Source organism: Kribbella antiqua (genome assembly GCF_004345665.1).
GTDB lineage: Bacteria > Actinomycetota > Actinomycetes > Propionibacteriales > Kribbellaceae > Kribbella > Kribbella antiqua.
This window is the reverse complement of sequence record NZ_SLWR01000001.1, coordinates 1009428-1030133: the sequence shown is the minus strand read 5'-3', so window position 1 is coordinate 1030133 and position 20706 is coordinate 1009428. Positions and strand designations below refer to the sequence as shown.

16 protein-coding genes are annotated in these 20706 nt (G+C 66.8%); 6 read left to right on the top strand and 10 right to left on the bottom strand.

What is annotated here, in order from left to right; genetic code table 11:
- Nucleotides 1–35: 35 nt before the first annotated feature.
- The 4 genes from EV646_RS04935 to EV646_RS04920 form a co-directional block, all read right to left on the bottom strand.
- On the bottom strand, nt 36–1406 hold the full coding sequence (locus tag EV646_RS04935) for a serine hydrolase domain-containing protein (RefSeq protein ID WP_241995298.1): 1371 nt from the start codon (nt 1404–1406) through the stop codon (nt 36–38).
- A gap of 70 nt (nt 1407–1476) precedes the next feature.
- Complete coding sequence (locus EV646_RS04930) at nt 1477–2946, bottom strand: TRAP transporter substrate-binding protein (RefSeq protein ID WP_132144271.1); 1470 nt, start codon at nt 2944–2946, stop codon at nt 1477–1479.
- Complete coding sequence (locus EV646_RS04925; RefSeq protein ID WP_132144269.1) at nt 2943–4601, bottom strand: sensor histidine kinase; 1659 nt, start codon at nt 4599–4601, stop codon at nt 2943–2945. The genes EV646_RS04930 and EV646_RS04925 overlap by 4 nt, the downstream gene beginning before the upstream one ends.
- Nucleotides 4552–4926 carry a LytR/AlgR family response regulator transcription factor gene (locus EV646_RS04920; protein WP_199236779.1) on the bottom strand — a complete coding sequence of 125 codons (375 nt, stop codon included), beginning with the start codon at nt 4924–4926 and terminating at the stop codon, nt 4552–4554. The genes EV646_RS04925 and EV646_RS04920 overlap by 50 nt, the downstream gene beginning before the upstream one ends.
- A 108-nt stretch (nt 4927–5034) precedes the next feature.
- On the opposite strand from EV646_RS04920, the gene EV646_RS04915 reads away from it, so the two are divergent.
- Both EV646_RS04915 and EV646_RS04910 read left to right on the top strand, forming a co-directional pair.
- Complete coding sequence (locus EV646_RS04915) at nt 5035–6756, top strand: sensor histidine kinase (RefSeq protein ID WP_132144267.1); 1722 nt, start codon at nt 5035–5037, stop codon at nt 6754–6756.
- Between the two features lie 13 nt (nt 6757–6769).
- Nucleotides 6770–7432: a LuxR C-terminal-related transcriptional regulator gene (locus EV646_RS04910; RefSeq protein WP_132144265.1), complete on the top strand. Its 663-nt coding sequence runs from the start codon at nt 6770–6772 to the stop codon at nt 7430–7432.
- Nucleotides 7433–7478: 46 nt separating this feature from the next.
- On the opposite strand, the gene EV646_RS04905 is transcribed toward EV646_RS04910, so the two are convergent.
- From EV646_RS04905 to EV646_RS04895, 3 genes are all read right to left on the bottom strand, one after another.
- The gene (locus EV646_RS04905) at nt 7479–7850 is read right to left on the bottom strand and encodes a hypothetical protein (RefSeq protein ID WP_132144263.1); all 372 of its coding nucleotides are present in this window, start codon (nt 7848–7850) and stop codon (nt 7479–7481) included.
- Between the two features lie 226 nt (nt 7851–8076).
- A complete protein-coding gene (gene pulA, locus EV646_RS04900) occupies nt 8077–13773 on the bottom strand; it encodes a pullulanase-type alpha-1,6-glucosidase (RefSeq protein WP_132144261.1) in 5697 nt (1898 codons plus the stop codon).
- Between the two features lie 176 nt (nt 13774–13949).
- The gene (locus EV646_RS04895) at nt 13950–14678 is read right to left on the bottom strand and encodes an SIR2 family NAD-dependent protein deacylase (RefSeq protein WP_132144259.1); all 729 of its coding nucleotides are present in this window, start codon (nt 14676–14678) and stop codon (nt 13950–13952) included.
- A 41-nt stretch (nt 14679–14719) separates the two neighbouring features.
- Between EV646_RS04895 and EV646_RS04890 the strand changes: the two genes are divergently transcribed.
- On the top strand, nt 14720–15637 hold the full coding sequence (locus EV646_RS04890; protein ID WP_132144257.1) for a hypothetical protein: 918 nt from the start codon (nt 14720–14722) through the stop codon (nt 15635–15637).
- On the opposite strand, the gene EV646_RS04885 is transcribed toward EV646_RS04890, so the two are convergent.
- Genes EV646_RS04885 through EV646_RS04875 form a run of 3 tightly spaced genes read right to left on the bottom strand, consistent with a single transcriptional unit; the run spans nt 15634 to nt 17325 of the window.
- Nucleotides 15634–15954 (bottom strand): GNAT family N-acetyltransferase, encoded by a 321-nt coding sequence (locus EV646_RS04885; RefSeq protein ID WP_132144255.1) that lies wholly within the window; start codon nt 15952–15954, stop codon nt 15634–15636. The two genes, EV646_RS04890 and EV646_RS04885, sit on opposite strands and share 4 nt — an antisense overlap.
- A gap of 43 nt (nt 15955–15997) precedes the next feature.
- Nucleotides 15998–16213 carry a sulfurtransferase TusA family protein gene (locus EV646_RS04880; RefSeq protein ID WP_132144254.1) on the bottom strand — a complete coding sequence of 72 codons (216 nt, stop codon included), beginning with the start codon at nt 16211–16213 and terminating at the stop codon, nt 15998–16000.
- Nucleotides 16210–17325, bottom strand: coding sequence for a cysteine desulfurase family protein (locus tag EV646_RS04875; RefSeq protein ID WP_199236778.1), 1116 nt, complete (start codon nt 17323–17325; stop codon nt 16210–16212). The genes EV646_RS04880 and EV646_RS04875 overlap by 4 nt, the downstream gene beginning before the upstream one ends.
- 94 nt (nt 17326–17419) lie before the next feature.
- Between EV646_RS04875 and ctaC the strand changes: the two genes are divergently transcribed.
- Genes ctaC through EV646_RS04860 form a run of 3 tightly spaced genes read left to right on the top strand, consistent with a single transcriptional unit; the run spans nt 17420 to nt 20483 of the window.
- The gene (gene ctaC / locus EV646_RS04870; protein WP_132144252.1) at nt 17420–18313 is read left to right on the top strand and encodes an aa3-type cytochrome oxidase subunit II; all 894 of its coding nucleotides are present in this window, start codon (nt 17420–17422) and stop codon (nt 18311–18313) included.
- Nucleotides 18310–20091 carry an aa3-type cytochrome oxidase subunit I gene (gene ctaD / locus EV646_RS04865; RefSeq protein WP_132144250.1) on the top strand — a complete coding sequence of 594 codons (1782 nt, stop codon included), beginning with the start codon at nt 18310–18312 and terminating at the stop codon, nt 20089–20091. The genes ctaC and ctaD overlap by 4 nt, the downstream gene beginning before the upstream one ends.
- Nucleotides 20088–20483 (top strand): cytochrome c oxidase subunit 4, encoded by a 396-nt coding sequence (locus EV646_RS04860; RefSeq protein WP_132144248.1) that lies wholly within the window; start codon nt 20088–20090, stop codon nt 20481–20483. Before ctaD ends, EV646_RS04860 begins: the two co-directional genes overlap by 4 nt.
- Nucleotides 20484–20706 lie beyond the last annotated feature (223 nt).

The following is a 20706-nucleotide window of genomic DNA, read 5'->3' as shown; positions in this document are numbered from 1 at the left end:
CACGCGCCGCCTCAGGTTTGTGACTGTGACGCCGGTCACTCCGAAACGAGGGTGAACTTCGTCGGTCCGAAGGAGACGTTCAGGGTGACGTCGACGGTCATCCGGTCGCCGTCCGGCCGGCAGGCGAGGTTCGCGACGAACGGGGTCTCGACGAACCGGATCGTCGCCACGAAGGCGTCACCATCCGCGTAGGCGCTGGTCAGAAGGCGCCCATCTTCACTCCGGTGCTCCTGCCAGTCGCCGGCCGAGATGACGACCTCGTACTCTTCAGCGCTACCCGTCACGACGTGGGCGAAGGTGAACGTCCCGGTCCCGTCCGGATCCAGCCGGATCGCGACCATCCCGGTGTCGTTCGCCGCGAACCGGTACGTACGCCCGTCGCCACCCACAGGCGTTGCGCCGGTCGGCGGGGGAAGCTCCAGCGACGCGGGCCGAGCAACCGGCGAGACCTCCTTGCCTTCAAGGACCGGCAGCAGGTGGTCCCAAACGGTGTTCAGGACGGCCTGCATGTCGAGCGTCGCGCTGGTGATGATGAGCGCGGCGTCGTACTCGGGGAAGATCAGGCAGAACTGGCCGAAGGCGCCGTCGCCGCGGTAGGTGTTGTGCCGCCCACGCCAGAACTGGAAGCCGTACCCCTGGTGCCAGTCCGCATTCTCCTCGGTGTCGTTCGGGACCTGCCGGGACGTCGCCGCCTCGAACCACTCTGCCGGGACCAGCTGCTTGCCCTCCCACACACCGCGCTGCAGCAACAGCTGCCCGAAGCGTGCGAGCGACTCGGTGTTGATGCTCAGCCCCCAGCCGCCCACGGTGATGCCTTCGCTCGACACCTGCCAGATCGCCTCGGTGATGCCGAGCGGTTCGAACAGCCGTGGTCGCAGCCAGTCGAGCAGCTTCTCACCGGTCAGCCGCTGCAGGATCGCGGAGAGCATGTACGTCGCGCCGGAGTTGTAGACGAACACCGTGCCCGGCTCGTGCTCGACGTCGAGGCCGAGGAAGATCTTGACCATCCGGCGGTCCCGGCTGAGCGACTCGACCGTGTCCTTGGCGTGCCCGGTCGTCATGGTCAGCAGGTGCCGCACTGTCATCGCGGCCAGGTTGTCGCTGATCGTCTCCGGCAGCTCGTCTGCATCGAAGAACGAGATCACCGGGTCGTCGAGGGACAGCAGGCCGGCGTCGATCGCCAGCCCGACGCCGGTCGAGGTGAAGCTCTTCGACACCGAGAACAACAGGTGTGGATCGGCCAGCCGGTACGGCGACCATTCCTCCTCGAGTACGACGTGACCGTGCCGCAGCAGCATGACGGTCTGGATCTCCTGCTCGGACGCATCCAGCGCGGCGAGGAAGGCATCGAGCGCCGTACCGGACAGTCCCTGGGCTTCTGGTGTACTCCGTGGAAGGCTGCTCATGCCCCGCACATTATCCGCTGGAGCCGACAGGAAACTCGGTCAGTTCACTTCGCGGCGTTGGAGCGTTCAATCAGGCGATCCTTGTCCAGGGGTGGGCTGTGAACACCGCCTTCAGGGGCGGGTCCGTCTTACCGTCGAACTGGAAAGTGAGGTTCCGCCCCGAGATGCGCCAGGCGAACGTCAGTTCCAGGTTGTTGACCCAGGGCAGCTGGAAAGTGACACGGTTGCCGGCCATGGTGTACCTGCCCTCCTGGTGGTCAGTCTCCTGAGGGGCCTTCTGGTCGAGTACATAGCGCCCATCCTTCAGTCTCCACGTGTAGACACCCTCGTTGAGCAACAGATCATGCGGGTCGGTCACGCCGAAGGCACGCAGTTCATCCTTCGTGAGCTCGAACCGGTAGGTGCCGTTGAGGACGCTCGGGTCACCGCTCGCGGCCGGCGGGGTGGGGTGGGCATCGGGTCGGCACGGCATGGCGATCCCTTGTGCAGGAACCCGCACGGTCCGCTTGAGTTCGCCGATCCGGTCGAGCAGGCGTTTCGTCGCGGCGTCCCGTTCCAGTTCGTCGTACACCGGTTGCACGGCGCGCCTCAGCGCACGGAGGTCGGCGTCGCTCGCCGCGACAATCGTGCCACCCTCGTTGCAGAACGCCTTCGCAGCCTCGGCTTCGGGCGTCCGATGGCCCAGCACCCAGCGCAGGGTGGCTGCGGCGGCGTCGCGCAGTATCGTCCTGTCTGCCGACGGCAGCTCCTCCAGCACCTTGGAGTTGATGACGAGCGAATCCACCTTCGTGTTGAACGTGACATTGCCTACGGCGACGGCGGGTTCCTGCAGAGACTGGCGCAGTACGAATGCGGTCTCGGTGCCCACCAGCGTTCCGGCCTTGACGGACTCCTCGCCCTCCTCGCCGTTCAGATCCTCCGGCATCGCGCCGAGGGCGCGAAATGTCGCATAGCCGAGCTCCGATCGTGGCGTCCTGAAGTTCTTGCCGGCGTAGTCGCTCGGCGATCTCAGGGCACGGCCCCTGAAGCCGAACGGATGCCGCAGGCTCTCGGGCAGAAGTGCGAGGCCCGTGACTCCCGCTTTGTCCAGGCCTGCCATCATCTCGCCGGCCAGGTCGGCGATGACGATTTGGTCGGCCAGCGCGTCAGACGTGACGAGGAACGGCGCGTGCAGGGCGCGCAGACTGGTCACGGCCTCCGTGTCCCAGGCCCTGGCCGGGATCATGCCGAGATCGAGTCGCCTGTCTCCGACCATCCGAGCGACGGTTTGGTCCCAGTTGCTCACGCCGACGCCGGCCGCTTGCCAGACCGGCTCGATGATGAGCCGACCACCGGACAGCACCTTGGCCTGGTGAGCGAACTCCTGGATGGCATTGGCCGACGGCCGGCCGACATAGTCGGCTGTACCGATGCGGAGGGTTACCGGTCCCGGGTCACCGCCGGCCTTGTTCCCCGCCGAGCCACTGGTGCAGGCCGACAGAACGACCGAGCCGATGACGAGAATCGTCAGCCACCAAACGGAGTGCAGGGTCCTACTCATTGTTTCCTCCCGAAGTCGGCAGACGAGATTCGTTGCTCGGTGTCCAGGGGGAGTTCGGCGACGAGCCGGGTGCCTGCGCCCGGCGGCGAGTGCACCGTCAACGTGCCGCCGAGCGTCTCGACGCGGTCGGTCAGCCCGATGAGTCCACTCCCACGGACCAGGTCTGCGCCACCTGGGCCGTCGTCGGCGATCGTCACGCAGAGCCGATCGTTTCGCTGCGCCACCTCGACCGTCACCTGCGAGGTAGCCGCGTACTTGGCCACATTGGCGAGTGCCTCCGCGCAGACGTAGTACGCCGTGACCTCGACCTCGGGCGGATACCGCCGGTTCGTCGTGGTGAGCCGCACTGGCGTCGGATTGCGTTCCACCAAGGCGGCGAGCGCGTCGCCCAAGCCGTTGGCGAGCTCACGAGGATGAAGGCCTCGCGCCAGTTCCTGGAGGTCGGCGAGGGTGCCATCGAGGTGGCCGTACGCCCGACCGAGCGCCTCGGGCGCTTCGGTATCAGCAGCTGCGGAGCGCAGCGTTGCCATGGTCCGCACCAGCCGTCCGTGGGCGCCGTCACGGAGGCGCTGCTCGATGCGCTGCCGTTCGTCATCCCCGGCGACCAGGAGCCGTCGACGGGATGCGGCCAGCTCGGCCAGTCGCACGCGCACCTCAGCCTGCAGTACGACATGCGACGCTGTGAGCCGGGTCGTGTCTGCGACCGCCTTTGCCAATGCAGGGTCCGTGAGTATGGCGGCGTCGTGCACGAGGACGGCGAACGGACCGTCGTTCCGCGTGACGAACGTGGCCGCCTGGCCCCCACCGAGTGGCTGTACGGCGACCGGACTGCCCGCCGGGTCGACGTACTGATGCCGTTCGGCCAGCCAGAAGCCGACCTGCAGGGTCGGATCGCCGAGTGCGTGCGCCAACGCGTCCCTCAGTGTGCCCGACCTGGTCTCACCGAGTTCGACAACGAGGTCGGCAACCTTCGCCGGACGCGACCGCCGCAGACCTGCGGCGACGCCTACCGCGACGGCACAAAGCACCACCTGGTATGCCCAGAGAGCAGGCAGCACGGCAGCACCGGCCGTCACGGTCATTCGGGCCGCGGCCCCGGCGATCAGCACAGCCCCGAGAGCCCCTGCAGCCCAGACTGCTGCTCGGCGGGCCCCATGCGCGGTACCCGTGCCTGGGCGGTGTTGGACAGTCACCCCTGCGACGAAAACGATGGACAGTGCGATCGCTACCGCGTCGCTACCCCAGATCGGTGGGACGACGGCAGCGACGTAGGCGAGGGAAATCAGGAGCCGGCCCAGCCGACTACTGACTCGCCAACCTGGATAGGCCAGCAGTAGATGCAGCAGCGGGCCGCGATGCCAATACAGTGCTGGCCAAGCAATATTGCCTGCGAACCAGGTGACGGCCACTGCGCCTAACAGTGTTGCTGTTCCCGTTGCGGGTGACGCTGTGTCGACTGCGGCCGTCCGCCTGACCAGCAGTCCCGCGCCGAGGAACACCAGACCAACTGCCAGATCGGGCAGCCAGACCCCTGGTTGGCCCCGCACAATCGCGGCGTGCTCACTGAGTACGCCGAACGTACCGCCAGCCAACCCGATGACGATCTCACGCCGGCGCACGTGGGCTGCCGTCCAGAAGGCGGCGTAGGGCGGCACCGCTCAGCTCACTCTTGGCCATGAATCCCACTGCGGCGGCGCGTCCCAGGCGCGGCCCATAGGTACCGGCGCCGCGGCTGGAGACGAGAACGACTGCCGGTGGATCCGCCAGCTCGGCGATCTGCGCCGCCACGGCGAACCCGTCCAGGTCGGGCAACCTGATGTCGAGCAGCACCACATCCGGTTGCAGGGCAGAGATCACCACGACGGCCTCCTGCCCGCTCGCCGCTACGCCGACGACCTCGAAGCCCTCGGCCGCCAGCAGCGCCGATGCGGCGGCCCGGAAATCGGGGTGATCATCAACGACGAGCACCGTGTTGCTCACCTGTGGATCGTCTCACCGGACCGCGGGCTCGTCATCGTGGCCAGCCACAGGTTGTCCGCAGGCTGTCGCTGGCACAATCAATTCGTGTGCAGGCCATCTGGTGCCTTCATGATTCGGTGGCTGCTGCCAGTTCTCGGCGCAGCGGCCGCTGCAGCCGCGATCGGCGCGATGAGCACTACCGATCAATTGGTCACCAGCTACGCCGACTTGTCTGGCGGCTTTGCGGCGGCGACCCTTGTGGCCGGGCTGGGACTGGTCGCGGTGGGCACTTTTGCGGTGTGGGATCGGACGGTTGGCGCCGCCGGACAGCTCAGTGTGGTTGCGGGACTGGGCTGGCTGGCGCCGACGTGGATCGGCTGGTCAGGCGGCCCGCAGCTCGCTCGAAGTTTGGGCATGGTGGTGGCGCCGCTCATGCTGCCGGCCTTGGTACACCTCGTCGTGGCGTACCCGTCCGGGCGTGGAGCGAGCACGTGGAGCCGGCTGGCGATCAGTTTCGGCTGGTCGATCGCGGTCGGCCTGAGCGTCGTGCGCGCCGGCATCCGTGATCCGTTTCTCGATCCTTACTGCTGGAACAACTGCACCGCCAACGCTTTCCTGGTCCATCCGTACCCGGCCTTGGCGCGCGACATCGACGAATTCTGGCTCCGATTCTTGCTCGCTGCCGGTGCCGTGACCCTGGGAATCGCCGGATGGTGGTTGGCTCATAGCGGCCGCGCGGCCCGTGCTGCTTCGTGGCTCGTAGTGATACCGGCTGCGGTCGCAGTCGCTGGCCAGGCCGCGTACGCGACCGCCGTACTGCGTGATCCCATCGAGGACCCAACCAAGGTCGAGTTCCGTTCCATCTATGCCGCACAAGCGACCGCGTTGTCCTGTCTGGCCATCGGTTTGGGCTGGGCGGTGTTGCGTGCACGCCACCGGCGCTCCGCAGTCGCGCGTCTGGCCGACGACCTCGGCGCCGCGCCACCGCCCGGTTCGCTGCAAACAGCACTTGCCCGCACTCTCGGGGACGCGAGCGTCCGGGTGTTCTATTGGATGCCGGGCTCGCGGCACTATGTCGACGCCGGCGGACAGCCGCTCATGCCGCAGTCCGGCGGCGGACGGGCAGTGACCTCTGTGGTGCGTCATGGTCAGCCGGTCGCGCTCGTCGAACACGATCCAGGCGGGTACGACGCCGCAGAACTCGCGGAGCAGATCGGATCGGCGGCACGGCTGGCGATCGACAACGAGCGCCTCGCAGCCGAGGTACACGCTCAGATGGAAGACCTGCGCTCGTCCCGTACGCGCATCGTCGAGGCTGCCGACGCGACCCGCCGGCACCTGGAACGTGACCTGCACGACGGAGCCCAACAGCGCCTGCTGGCCTGCACGTACGAGCTACGCCTTGCTCGCACCGCCACAACCAGCCCAGATCTCGCTGCGGCGATCGACACAGCGCTGGCCGAGGCACAGACTGCCCTGGCTGAATTGCGTGAGCTCGCCAACGGCATCTTCCCAGCCATCCTCGACGAGGCAGGGCTCGAATCTGCCCTCTGGTCGCTGGCCGAGGAGGCCACGTACCCGGTCGAGCTCACGACTGTTCCGCCCGAACGTCTGCCCGCCGCGGTGGAAAGGGCGGTCTACCTCGTAGTTGCGGGAATGGTCGAGGCGGCGAGCAGTAGTCTCTCTGTTGCTGTCACCTGTGCCGGGAACTGGCTCGTCGTAGACGTGCGTGGGGCGGTCGGCGAGTTTCCGGAGCATCTCGCGGACAGGGTAGGCGCCATCGGCGGCAGTATGGACAGTCAAGCCGGCCGTCTGCGCGCCAAGATTCCCTGCGGACGGGGCTCGGACTGAAGGGGGAGGCTTTATGCGAATCGTCGTGGCTGACGACAACCTGCTCACGCGGCAGGGAATCGTTCACCTGCTCGGCGAGGCCGGTCTCGAGGTCGTCGGTGAGGCTGTGGACGCTGAACAGCTGCTCGGACTTGTGCGACAGCACAGACCCGACGCGGTCATCGCTGACATTCGGATGCCGCCTACCCACACCGACGAGGGCCTGGCCGCGGCGCAGCGCATCCGGGCCGAGTCCCCGGACGTCGGTGTGCTGGTGCTGTCTCAGTACATCGAGCCGAGCTACGCCCTGCGCCTGATTTCCGATCACCCGGAGCGGGCCGGTTACCTGCTCAAGGAACGGCTCTTCGACGGGGCGAACCTGGTCGACGCACTACGCCGTATCGCAGACGGGGAGACCGTCATCGACCCCACCATCGTCGCTCGGCTGATCGGACGACGCCGCGCCAAGAACCCTCTCGACCAGCTCACCGATCGGGAACGAGAAGTCCTCGGGCTGGTCGCCGAAGGTCTGTCCAACACCGCGATCGCGACCCGGCTGCACATCACCACCCGCACAGTCGAGGCCCATGTCACCCAAACCCTTGGCAAGCTCGGCATCACCGAGAATGCCCAGGCGCACCGCCGGGTACTGGCCACCCTTGTCTACCTGCGCTCCACCCAGGGCACCGGCCAATGACGCCGGCCGTATCTGCGCGGGGGCACGCAGATACGGCCCAGTGGGCTTACCTGGCCAGTGCGCTCCGACGGCGGACCAGCCACAGCCCGCCGAGGGCGACGCCCGCACCACCGAGCGCGGAAGCGCCCGCTTCGACGGCCCCGATCGAGTTGTCCCAAACCGAGGTGCGGGCCGGCTGCAAATTGGAAGCAGCCGGCGGGTCCAGCTTGTACTCCGGGTAGTTGTACTCCGGCGACCTTTTCTCGGATCCGGGGTAGCCGGAGCCTTCGTCCGGCCATCCGGGCGACTGGGATGTGACCGCCGAAGGGGTGACTCCAGGCCCCGGAGTCCTGAGCATGGCCGACGCTGCCGGCGCGGCGAGGACGATGCCGCCCATCGAGAGTGCGGAGGCCGCTAGGGCTGCGTACGTGTGGTTCATGATTCCCTCCCTTGCGGCGGGGATCGCCGCGCTGGTACCTCTCAGACTCCGCCGCTCTGAAGGGCTGGACATCGGGGACGGCCTCAATCTTGGCTTGTGCGGCATTGGGGCCAGCACCAACACACGAGGCCGCCCCGACCTGTCGACGCAGCTGACGTTGTCCTACACCGGCAAACGCACGAACGAACCAGAGACCGACCAATTGCTGGCCGGTCTCCGGAGCTGACTACTTCTGCACCAGTACGGCGACCGTCCGCGGCGGCACCGCGATCGTGCCGGTTGAAGCGGTCCAGGTGGTTTGTTTGACGACCGGGTCGGAGCCGTTCGCCTGAACGGGCGAGAGGGCCAGCGATTGGCCGGCCAACCCCGGCACAGTCTCGGTGACCGTCGATCCGGTGGTGTTGAAGACGACGAGGAGTCCCTTGAGAGCTGGGTCGACGTCGGGGCCAACGGTGTCGTCGATGCGCATGACGACGACGCCGGGTTGGGCGGCGGCCGTGCCGCTCAACGGGAAGGTGAGCTTCGCGTTGATCAGGTCGGCCGAGCCCAGCCGGAACAGCGGCGTCGAGAAGCGCAGCTTCAGCAGGTCCTGAGCCGCCGCGGAAGCGGTCGCCACATCGGTCGCGGTCGGCTTCAGGGCTGCATTGGCCAGCAGCGGCTTCATGTACTGCCACTTGGCTTCGTTGTCCGTCTTGGGTGGCAGGCCGTGGCCGAAGCCGTTGTCGGCGCCGGTCCAGTCCAGGGTGTTGAACCAGTCACCGGAGTCGTAGGAGTTCCGGTCCAGCGACTTGCTGCGCAACAGGTCCGCGCCGGCGTGCCAGAACGACGGAGTCTGCGCGAGCGCGGTCGTTGCCAGGGACAACGTGTTCATCCGGACCCGGTCCGGCATCGGCAGCGTGTCAGGAAGCTTGTAGGTCAACGAGTCCCACAACGTTTCGTTGTCGTGGGCATCGACGTACGTGATCACTTCGTCCGGCTGATCGGCGTACCCGGCGGGGGTGCCGTTGTAGTCGACCCCATCGCCGCGTACGACGGCCTCGGTCTCAGCCGAGCGGAACGAGAAGCCGCGCAGGTTCGCCGCCAGCCCCAACTGAACGAGGTCCGTGTCATGGGCAAGACGCTTGGCCCGTTCAGCGGGCGTACCGTTGATCGCGTCGCCGTTCGGGTCGGACGCCGCGCCGGAGCCGAAGCCCTGGATCCGCGGATTGTCGTCGAACGGGCCGCCGCCGCGGACGCCGTCGCGGAGCCGGTCGGAGAACGTGCCGATCCCAGTACCGCCCAGATTGCCCTGCCGGGCCTGGACGAACAGCGCGTCGTTTGCGACCTCGCCGAAGTTCCAGCCCTCGCCGTACAGGTAGATCTTCTTGCCGTCCACGCCGTCCTTGGCGAGGGTCAGCTGGTCGAGCGCGGCCCGGACCTTGAGCATGTTGGCCTTGCTGTGGTGGCCCATCAGGTCGAAGCGGAACCCGTCGACGCGGTAGTTGCGTGCCCAGCTGACGGTGCTGTCGACCATGATCTTCTCGGCCATCGCGTGCTCGGTGGCGACGTTGCTGCAGCAGGTCGAGGTCTCGACCTTGCCGGTCGCGTTCAGCCGCTGGTAGTAGCCGGGCACGACCTTGTCCAGTACGGACGTCGGCGCCTGACCGGCTGCGGGGGTGTGGTTGTAAACCTGATCGAGTACGACGCGCAGGCCCGACTTGTGCAGGCCGCCGACCATCGTGCGGAACTCGGCGACCCGGGCGAGACCGTCGCGTTGGGTCGCGTACGAACCCTCGGGCGCGAGCCAGTGGTAGGGGTCGTAACCCCAGTTGAACCCGTCCTTCGCCGCGACCGCAGTCACGCAGGCTTGCTGCTGTTCGGAGTCCGGGGCGAACGACTTGAGATCGCAGGCCGGCGACTGCTGACCGGTCTCGGGGATTGACGCAATGTCGAATGTCGGCAATAGGTGGATCGTGTTGAGTCCGGCGGCGGCCAGCGCGCGCAGGTGCTTGCTTCCGTTGCCCTCATCGGCGAAGGCGAGATACGTGCCACGGTGCGCGGGCGGAACTGTGCTGTCGTTGATCGAGAAGTCGCGGACGTGCAGCTCGTAGATGGTCGTATCCACGGCCCGGGCCAGCTTCGGTGAGGGCGTGCTCGACCACAGCGCGGGTTTGCCGGCCGGATCGTTCAGGTCCACCGCGACCGAGTACGTCGAGTCCGTCGTGAGCGCGACCGAGTACGGATCGGTGACGACGCTGGTCTCGACCTTGCCGGTCGACGGCGCGAACACGGTCACCTGATAGCGGTAGGCCGCGTTCTTCCACGACCGTGGCCCGTTCACGAACCACGAGCCGTCGTCGTTGCGCTGCATGGGGATTGTCTGCAATCCGACAAGCAGATTGACCTTTTGTGCAGTCGGCGCCCACAGCGTGAAGCGAGGTGCTCCGCCCTGCCACGTCACGCCGTATGCCCGGTTCGACGCCGACGCGCCGTACAGGTCGTCAAGGACGCCCGGGATCTGTACGCCGGTTGCGTCGAGCAGGCGGCCGGCGTCGTCGTACTGGGCCAGGCCGAGCTGTCCGGTCAGGATCTTGCCGGCGTTGGCCTTGTTGAGTCTGAGTGCCGTGTAGCCCTTCAATGCTGGGAACTTGGCGAGGACAGGGTCAGGTATCCCAGCAGGGTCGTAGCGCAGTCCGGCGGACTCTCCGCCGATGTCGTCCGCGTCGACCTTGAGCGAGCCGTCGTACGACCAGTGCAGCCGCCAACGTGACCGTTCCGGATGCGAAACCGCCGGTACGGCGAGCAGGTCCTTGGCGAGCCAGTAGGCCTTGGCCTGAGACAGGTCCGGCTGAGCGCCCGGCCTGGACGTCGTCACCGTCAGCACGTGCGTCGCGAGGACATAGGAGAAGGTGACGACGAGCCCGTCGCCGGGGACAGTGATCGGAACGTTGCTGGCCGGGTAGCTCTCGTCCCAGGACAGGTTGTGCGCGACCTTGGCCTCATAGCTGCCCGCTCCGATCTCGCTCGTCGACCAGGTGTAGGTGCCGTCGCCGTCCTGGTCCGTCAACCAGGGTCGCATGCAGGCCGGGTCCCAGTCGGCCGGACAGCCGAGCTCTGACTGGAAGGTGCCGGGCACTGTGATGATGGGCCGGCCTTCGGCGGTCGACGTCACGTAGTGCCGGCCGTGCTCGTAGTAGAAGGTGACCGGCGTGCCTGGAGCCGTGTAGGAGATGTTGGCGCCGTTCTGGTTGCCGCCGGCACCGTAGTTCTCGTCCCACGTCTTGTTGATCGCTGCCTTGTAGGCGTGCTCACCGGCCGGGATGGTGTAGGTGCCCTTCCACACCTTGTCCTTCGGGTCCAGGGTCAGCTGGGCCTGGGCACAGTCCGGCTGCCAGTCGCCCGAGCAGCCCATCTCGTCGTTGTGGTCGCCGGGCACACTGACGTTCGCCGGCTGCACCACTGGGCCGGTGCCGCCGCCACCGCCGCCAGGCGCCGGAGCGTCGCCGACGACGCCGTACGAACCGGACACCGAGTAGTTGCCGGACGCATCCTTCAGTACGGCGCGGTACTCGAGCAGCGTCCCCTTCGGCAGGCTGGAGACGTCGTGGAAGACCCGGTACGGCGCGTTGTCATCAGAGCCGAGGCGCTTCCAGTCCGTCGTACCCACAGGGCGGTAGCCGAAGGTCACGGTGACCGGAGTGTTCTCCGGAACGGCGGCAGCGATCTCCGCCCGGCCGCCGACGGTCGCGCCGAGCTCCGGCGAGCTCATGTAGACAGCCGGTGCCTTGGTACGTGCGGGCAGCTTCTGCGTCGCCTGGTAGACCGTGACAGACAGCGGCGCCTGCTGCACGACAGTCCGGCCCTCGCGGTCGGTGTGCAACAGACTCTTCCCGCCGTAGACGGGCTTGAAGGAGCTGCTACCCAGGTACGTCGGAATGGTTGCCGACTTCGCGGTTGTCGCATTGTTGGCAATCACCAGGTACTCGACGTTGTCGCTGCCGAGCCGGCTGAACACATACAGACCGCCGGAGTTCGACGAGTAGCGGTGGATCTGACGACCGTCGGCCAGCGCCGGGTACTGCGCCCGGAGCTTCTGCAGCGCCGCGATGTGCTTGTACATCGGCGCGTTGACGTCGTACCGGTCCTGGCTGCCGATGGTCGACGTACCGGTGCCGTCGACGAGCTCGTCGTCCTTGTAGTCCGTCGTTTGCGTGGCGAACATGTCCTGCCGGGCGTCCTTGTCACCACCGGCCCCGGTGAAGCCCTGCTCGTCGCCGTAGTAGATGACCGGCTGGCCGCGGGTCAGGAACATCAGCGAGTGCGCCAGCTTGTCGCGGGCCAGCAGTTCCTGACCGGACGCGCCCGCCTGCTTGAGGAACGTCCCGACCCGGCCCATGTCGTGGTTGCCGAGGAAGGTCGGCAGTTGGTAGGCGTTCGAGTCGCCGTCGGTGTAGTAGTCGTCGTTTGCGTAGAAGTCGCCCAGCTTGGTGCTCGGGTCGCCCTTGGCGAAGGCGACCGCGTTCTGCTGGAAACCGAAGTCGAGCGTCGCCTGCAGCGCGCCCTGGGTGGTGTACGTCGACATGAACTTCGGATCGGCGTCGAAGACCTCGCCGAACATGAAGAAGTCCTTCGAGCCAGAGCTTTTGGCAGCGGCCAGGATCGCGGGCGAGAACTTCTGCCAGAACTCCAGATTGACGTGCTTGACCGTGTCGATCCGGAATCCGTCGATCCCGAACTCCGCCCACGTCTTGTAGACGTCGATCATCCCGTCGCGGACCTTCGGCTGCTCGGTGAACAGGTCGTCGAGGCCGACGAAGTCGCCGTACTCCGCCGATTCGCCGGCGAAGGTGGAGTCGCCGCGGTTGTGGTACAGCGTCGGGTCGTTCAGCCAGGCCGGCACCTTGACGGTCTCGTCGGCCGGGGTGCGGAAGACCGGGATGTTCGGGAAGCTCACATCCTTGTCGAGCGGCGGGAACGTGTCGCCGCCGGCATAAGCCTTGTCGTCGAACACGTTGCCGGACGCATCTTTGTACGGCGAGGTCGACTTCGGGATGTAGCCGTAGTTGGTGGACTGGTAGGCGATCACGTCCGCGGTGTGGTTGGTGATGATGTCGAAGAAGACCTTCATCCCCTTGCCGTGGGCGAGGCTGATCAGCTGCTTCATGTCCGCGTTCGTGCCCAGGTGCGGGTCGATCTGGGTGAAGTCGGTGATCCAGTAGCCGTGATACCCGGCGCTCACATTGGCGCCCTCGCCTTGGACCGGCCGGTTCTTGAACGACGGGGTCAGCCAGATGGACGTCGTACCGAGGGACTTGATGTAGTCGAGCTTCTGGATCACGCCGGCCAGGTCGCCACCGTGGTAGAAGCCCTTGTCGGTCGGGTCCAGGCCGGTGCTGAGCCGGTCGCCGGTCAGCCCGCCGGCGTCGTTGGCCTTGTTGCCGTTGGCGAACCGGTCCGCCATCACGAAGTAGAACCGCTCCTTCGTGAGGTCCTGCCGGAGGCTCGGCGACGACAGTGCTTTGTCGGCGGTGGTGACGGTGTCGCCCGCCAGGTCGACTGGGCGAACGCTGACTTCGTGACTGGTGTCGTCGTACGCGAACTCGATCTTGGCCGGGCCCTCGATCCGCAGCGGGATGTTTGGGCCGTTCAGCACACCACCGGCACCGTAGTTCTCGTCCCAGCTGCCGTTGACCGTGACCTTGTACTCGTAGGCGCCCGCGGGGACGTCGAAGATCTTCGTGTACGGCGCCGCCGCGCCCAGACTGCTTTGTGGACACGCGGGATCCCAGTCGCCCGCGCATCCCAGCTCACTCTGCAACGACCCCGCCAGCGTGATCACCCGATCGGCCGCTGGCTGGGCCGGCGCCGGTGCCGCCGTACCAAGCCCGAGCACGACCACCGCACCCGCGGTGAACCCCGCCATCAATCGCCTGAACCCGCGCATCACGGTCCCCTCCCGTTGATCCTCCCGGGGACGCTAGCCGCCCCCTTTCACCCTGAGGAGACCTCAAAGGTCACGGAAAGGTCACTGCCGGGGGCTGGGCCGGGATGCTGGGAGGGTTTTTACCCGTATCCGCAAGAAAAACTTCCCCGGATCACGCCAAAACCCTCCACAGTCGATCAACTCAGCAGACCGGGAAGGGTGGTTTCTATGGGGGTGTGGAGGACTGTGGTGGCTTCGTCGTCGTACGGGGTGGGTTCGGCGTTGAGGATGACCAGCGGCTTGCCGAAATTCAGAGCCAAGTCGCAGAGGCCGGCGGCTGGATAGACCTGGAGTGAGGTGCCGATGGCCAGGAAGAGGTCGGCCGACTGGGTGGCGGCGACTGCTGCGTCGAGGACGTGTTGGTCGAGGGACTGGCCGAAGGAGACGGTGGCGGACTTGAGGATTCCGCCGCAGACCTCGCAGGCCGGGTCGTCGTCGCCGGCCTCGAGGCGGGGGAGTACGTCGCCCATCGGGATCCGCCGGCCGCAGTCGAGGCAGTCGACGTACCAGACGGTGCCGTGGAGCTCGTGGACGAGCGACGGGGAGGAGCCGGCCTTCTGGTGCAGGCCGTCGACGTTCTGGGTGATCAGGCCGGTCAGGCGGCCTGCGCGTTCGAGGTCGACGAGGGCGAAATGGCCCGGGTTCGGCTCCGCGGTCCAGGCCGGCGCGGCCAGCCGGTGCTTCCAGGCTTCCACCCGTACGGCGCGTGAGGCGACGTACTCGTCGATGTCGAACATCGCCTGCGCCGCCGGATTCTTCGTCCACAACCCCTGCGGCCCACGGAAGTCCGGAATCCCGGACGCGGTGGAGATCCCGGCCCCGGTCAGCACGGCGATGCGCTCAGCGTCGATCACGAGGTCGAACATAGCTTGACCTTGCCCCTGGGTCAGCGTCGATCGTCGAGGGCATGTTCGCGTATCTCGGCTCCGGACCGTATTGCTACAGCAACAGCCTCGCCATGGTGCTGGGCGATCACGCCCCGCCTCCCGCGGTGATCGAAGTGCTCACCGGATCGCCGTTCGGCGTCCAGCTGATCTCGGGCCGGGTGCCGCTGTTCGATCCGTATGGCTGGGATCCGGACCTCGGTCTGGATGCCGCGATCGACCTCTTGGGGTGGACCTGCGCCCATCAAGGCGCCTCGTCGGCCGACGAAGCGCTGAAGCTGCTGCGTGCGGCCGTGAAGGAGGGCCCGGTGCTGGTCGGGCCGGTGGAGATGGGCCTGCTGCTCCATCATCCCGGCGCCGGGGATCCGATCGAGGCCGATCACTTCCTGGTCGTGCTCGACGTCGACTCCGAGCGGGTGCTGATGCATGACCCCCAGGGCTTTCCCTATGCCACGCTCCCACTCGAAGCCTTCGTTGCCGCTTGGCGGGCCGACTCCATTGGTTACAAGCGTCACAGCTATGGGATGCGCTCCGGTTTCCGGCGGGTTCAGGGGATCGGCGCGGACGATGCGCTGCGAGCGTCCGTGCCCGCGGCCGCAGCGTGGGCTTCACTCCGTGATGACGTCGAGGTCGCGCCCGGAACGGTCGGGAACGAGGCAGCGCTGGAACGCTTCGCCGACCTGCTGGAGCAGGGCATGGATCCAGGCATCCGCGGTCTGATGACTCACTTCGCGGTCCGGGTCGGTGCCCGGCGTTTGGCGGATGGAGCTGTGGCGATGAACCGGATCGGCCTGCGCGGTGCGGCCGAGATCCTCGACAGCCAGGCGCGGATGGTCGGCAGTCTGCAGTACGAGCTGACTGCAGGCTCGCCGCAGGTGGCTGCGTCGATTGTCCGCAAGCTTGCACCGACGTACGCCGAACTGGCCGACGCACTGGGCTAGCTGCGTGCCTTCCACTCTGGTGCCAGGACCGACATGACGATCGAGTCGACCCACTCGCCGTCCCAGTAGAGCTCGTCGCGGAGCCGGCCCTCGACGACGAAGCCGGCCATCGCCATGTCGAGCCGGTCGGTCTGGTCGTTGCGGGTCCGGTACCACTGCCGGGCCTGCTCGTCACCGATCTCCCCGCGGCTGCCGGTGAACCTGATCACGTCCGGGTCGTCCATGGCGGCTTTCAAAGCGTCGTAGTCGCCCTCGTCCACCGGGCGCAGGACGACGAGCTCACCCGTCAGGGTCGGCTTGTACGAGAAGTTGGTCACGGCCCGCAGTGTGCCAACGGATCCGGCGACATCGCGAGAGGTTTTAGCTCAGGCGCCGTACGACGAAGCGTGGTGCGTCGGCGGTGACGAGTTCCTGGCTGCGGAGGCGGCACCAGGCGGGGATGTCGGTGGCCGCGGCCGGGTCGTCGGCGAGGACGGTGATCGTGTCGCCGATGTCGATTGTCGGCAATAGTTTTGCCAACTTGATCACGGGGAGTGGGCAGAGCAGGCCGAGGCAGTCCAGGTCGGTGTTGTTCACAGGCCGACCTCCGCGCGGATTCGTTGCACGATCCCGGGCAAAACCGCCGCGAAGCGGTCGATGTCGTCGTACGTCGTCGTGCGGCCGAGAGAGACGCGGACGTTGCCGTGGGTGAGTACGCCCATGGCTGCCAGGACATGTGATGGCCGGAGGGTGCTCGACGTACAGGCGGAGCCGCTCGAGACCGAGAAGCCTTCTGCGTCGAGCGCGGTGACCAGCGCCTCGCCGTCCACGTAGAGACAGGAGAAGGTGAGGATGTGCGGCAGCCGATCGTCCGGGTCACCAACCACCTCGACGTCCGGGATGTCCGCGGCGACCCGGTGGCGGAGTTCGTCGATCCAGACCCGGTGCTGCCTGTTCAGCTCGTCGGCCTCGGACTGCCTGGCCTGCAAGGCGGCAGCGGCGGCCAGGATGTTGGGGACGTCCGGGAACCCGGGGGAGAGGCCGTCCTCCCGCTCGTCCATCGGCCAGGCCGGCGCGATCCGCGTCCCTTTGCGTACTGCGAGCACGCCGACCCCGGCCGGCCCACCCCACTTATGCGCACTCGCCGCCAGTGCCGACCATCCAGCCGGTACGGCGTCGTGCCCGATGGAAGCGGCCGCGTCGACGAACAGCGGTACGTCGCCGCACGCCTCAGCCGCGGCCTCGATCGGCTGCCGCGTCCCGACCTCATGATTGGCGGACTGCAACGCCGCTACGGCGACACCGGGCTTCTGCACTGCTGCGGTGAACGCGTCCAAGTCGACGCGGCCAAGGGTGTCCACACCAACCTCTACGCCCGCCTCGGCTGCCGTATGCAACACAGCGGAATGCTCGACCGCGCCGTGGACGATCGTCGTACCGATGCGCTTCCGGGCGGCCGTGAGAGCAGTGAGTCCGGCGTGGATGGCCGTCGTACCAGAGGTGGTCAGGTAGAGCTCGTCCGGCCGCACTCCGACGGCGTCCGCGAGTACTGCCCGGGCGTTGTCCAGCAACAGCCGTGCGGTCCGTCCCTCGTGGTGTAACCGAACCGGATCAGCCCACCCGGAATCGACTGCCGAGAGCAACATTTCCCGCGCCGCCGGATGCAACGGCTCGGCCGACGCGGCATCCAGATACGCACGCTCGCTCACACGGGAAACGCTAAGCCCTACCTATGCGCAGATGCCGGATGGGTGTCCAGTAGTGTTTGGTCGTCAGTCTCACTTGGGAAGGGAAAGGCGCCCCGTGGGTTCGAACGGCACGCCCGGAGTGGATGAGCGCGCGGCAGGTCCCGCCCGCGCCACACGTCCGGCGAAACGACGCCTGCTGGTCGGTACGGGAGTGGTGCTCGGCACCCTGCTGCTGACCGGTTGTTCGTCGGCGACCACTGAGCAGTGGAAACGACTCGGTCTCCCCGAGGGCGCATCGGACCGGACCGAGGCCGTCCGAAGTCTGTGGATCGGCGCCTGGATCGCCGCCCTGATCGTCGGCGTGATGGTCTGGGCCTTGATCCTGTACGTCGTCGTGCGGTACCGCAAGCGCAGCGATGAGGCCCCGAAGCAGGTGCGGTACAACCTGCCGCTCGAGGTGCTCTACACGCTGGCACCGTTCGCCATCATCGGCGTGCTGTTCTTCTACACCGTCGAGCACGGCAACCAGGTCACCGCGATGTCCAGCAGCCCGCAGCACACCGTCAACGTGGTGGGCCAGCAGTGGCAGTGGACCTTCAACTACAAGGACACCGTCGACGGGCAGGAAGGCGTCTGGGAGACCGGCACGCTGGACAAGCCCGCTCAGCTGTGGCTGCCGGTGAACGAGTCGGTCCACTTCGACCTGACCTCGCCGGACGTGATCCACAGCTTCTGGGTGCCGTCGTTCTACTTCAAGCTCGACGTCATCCCGGGCCGGACCAACAAGTTCGAGCTCACCCCGACCAAGACCGGCACCTTCGCCGGCAAGTGCGCCGAGCTGTGCGGTCTCTACCACAGCCGGATGGTGTTCACCGTCAAGGTGGTCACCCGCGCGGAGTACGACGCACACCTGCGGGAGCTGGCCGCCAAGGGCCAGACCGGCGCCGCTACCGGTGGCCAGGATGCAACCACCATTCCCGGCCACGGGGAGCAGGAGGGCGAGAAGTGACGGACTTCGCCGAACGCACCGGCGCTATCGGTGCGACTACTACCGCACTGCCCCGGCGGCGGTCGAAGGGCGCCATCGCGGTCAAGTGGCTGACCACCACCGACCACAAGCTGATCGGCCACCTGTACCTGATCACCTCGTTCGCGTTCTTCCTGATCGGCGGCGTGATGGCGCTGCTGATCCGCGCCGAGCTGGCCCGGCCGGGCCTGCAGATCGTGAACGAAGAGGTCTACAACCAGCTCTTCACGATGCACGGCACGATCATGCTGCTGCTGTTCGCGACGCCGCTGTTCGTCGGCTTCGCGAACGTGATCATGCCGGTTCAGATCGGCGCTCCTGACGTCGCGTTCCCGCGGCTGAACATGTTCAGCTTCTGGCTGTTCCTGTTCGGTGGTCTGATCACCGTCAGCGGGTTCTTCACCCCGGGCGGTGCGGCCGACTTCGGGTGGTTCGCCTACGCCCCGCTGTCCAACGCGGTCCGCTCGCCGGGTGTCGGCGGTGACCTGTGGATCATGGGTCTGTGGATGGCGGGTCTGGGCACCATCCTCGGTGCGGTCAACTTCGTCACCACGATCATCACCATGCGTGCGCCGGGTATGACGATGTTCCGGATGCCGATCTTCACCTGGAACATCCTGGTCACGTCGATCCTGGTACTGATCGCGTTCCCGATCCTGGCCGGCGCGCTGCTGATGCTGGAGGCGGATCGAGCCTTGGGGGCTCACGTCTTCGATGCCGCGAACGGCGGGCCGTTGCTGTGGCAGCACCTGTTCTGGTTCTTCGGGCATCCCGAGGTCTACATCATCGCGCTGCCGTTCTTCGGCATCATCACCGAGATCCTGCCGGTGTTCAGCCGCAAGCCGGTCTTCGGCTACATCGGCCTGGTCAGCGCGACGCTGGGTATCGCCGTACTGTCGGTAGCGGTGTGGGCGCACCACATGTTCGTCACCGGCGCGGTGAACCTGCCGTTCTTCTCCTTCATGACGTTCCTGATCGCGGTCCCGACCGGGGTGAAGTTCTTCAACTGGATCGGCACCATGTGGGGCGGCTCGGTGTCGTTCGACACCCCGATGCTGTGGTCGGTGGGCTTCCTGACTACCTTCCTCTTCGGCGGTCTGACCGGCATCATCCTGGCCTCGCCGGCGCTGGACTACCAGCTGTCCGACTCGTACTTCGTGGTGGCGCACTTCCACTACGTCGTGTTCGGCACGGTCGTGTTCGCCATGTTCGCGGGCTTCTACTTCTGGTGGCCGAAGATGACCGGCCGGATGCTCGACGAGCGGCTCGGCAAGTTGCACTTCTGGCTGCTGTTCATCGGCTTCCACACCACGTTCCTGGTGCAGCACTGGCTGGGTGTCGAGGGGATGCCGCGGCGCTACGCGTCGTACGGTCCGAACGAGGGCTTCACCACGCTGAACGAGGTGTCCAGCATCGGTGCCTTCATCCTCGGCGTGTCGATGCTGCCGTTCTTCTACAACGTCTACAAGTCGCGCAAGTCGCCGCTGGTGGGCGTGGACGATCCGTGGGGCTGGGGCCGGTCGCTGGAGTGGGCGACCAGTTCGCCGCCGCCGCGGCACAACTTCGAGCGGCTGCCGCGGATCCGGTCCGAGAGCCCGGCGTTCGATCTGCACCACGCGGATCTGGCCCTGGCCGAGTATCCGGCCAACCGCGCGTCGGAGGACAACCTGCTGGATGCCGGTGAGGACGACGGCCGGGTGGAGAACCTCGAGCGCAACCTCGCCGCCGGTACCGAGACCGAAGGGAAGGACAAGGCGTGAAGGTCGAAGCCTGGGTCTTCGGGATCCTGAGCGTGTTCGTGCTGGTCGTCACGCCGATCTACTGGCTGATGTCGGAGGACCCGACCGGCACCACCGCGCTGGTCATGACGTTCTTCCTGTCGCTGCTGGTGGCGTTCTACCTGAGCATCACGGCGCGCCGGATGGACCCGCGGCCGGAGGACCGCAAGGAGGCGGAGATCCCGGAAGGAGCCGGCGAGCTGGGCTTCTTCCCGCCGTACTCCTGGTGGCCGCTGTGGTGCGCGCTGACGCTGGCGGTCGCCGTACTCGGCCTGGTCTTCGGCTGGTGGCTGTTCATCGCCGGCTGCGGCATCGGCATCGTCACGCTGTCGGGATTCATCTTCGAGTACTACCGGGGTGACCACGCTCACTAGTTGAGCGTCGTACAAAGCGCCATCCGGGAGCCAACCGGATGGCGCTTTCGTGCGTCTTAGGAATGCCACCGGAGAACGGGCCGATGTGGTCCGGACCACTCCGGTGACGTGTGCTGCGCAGGACTGTCGGTACGGCGGGTTACCCTGGCGGCGATTGACTGGACAGGGGAGAACTGGGGAATGGTGAGCGTTTCGGTAAGGAAGCACGGCCTTGCCGTGGCGG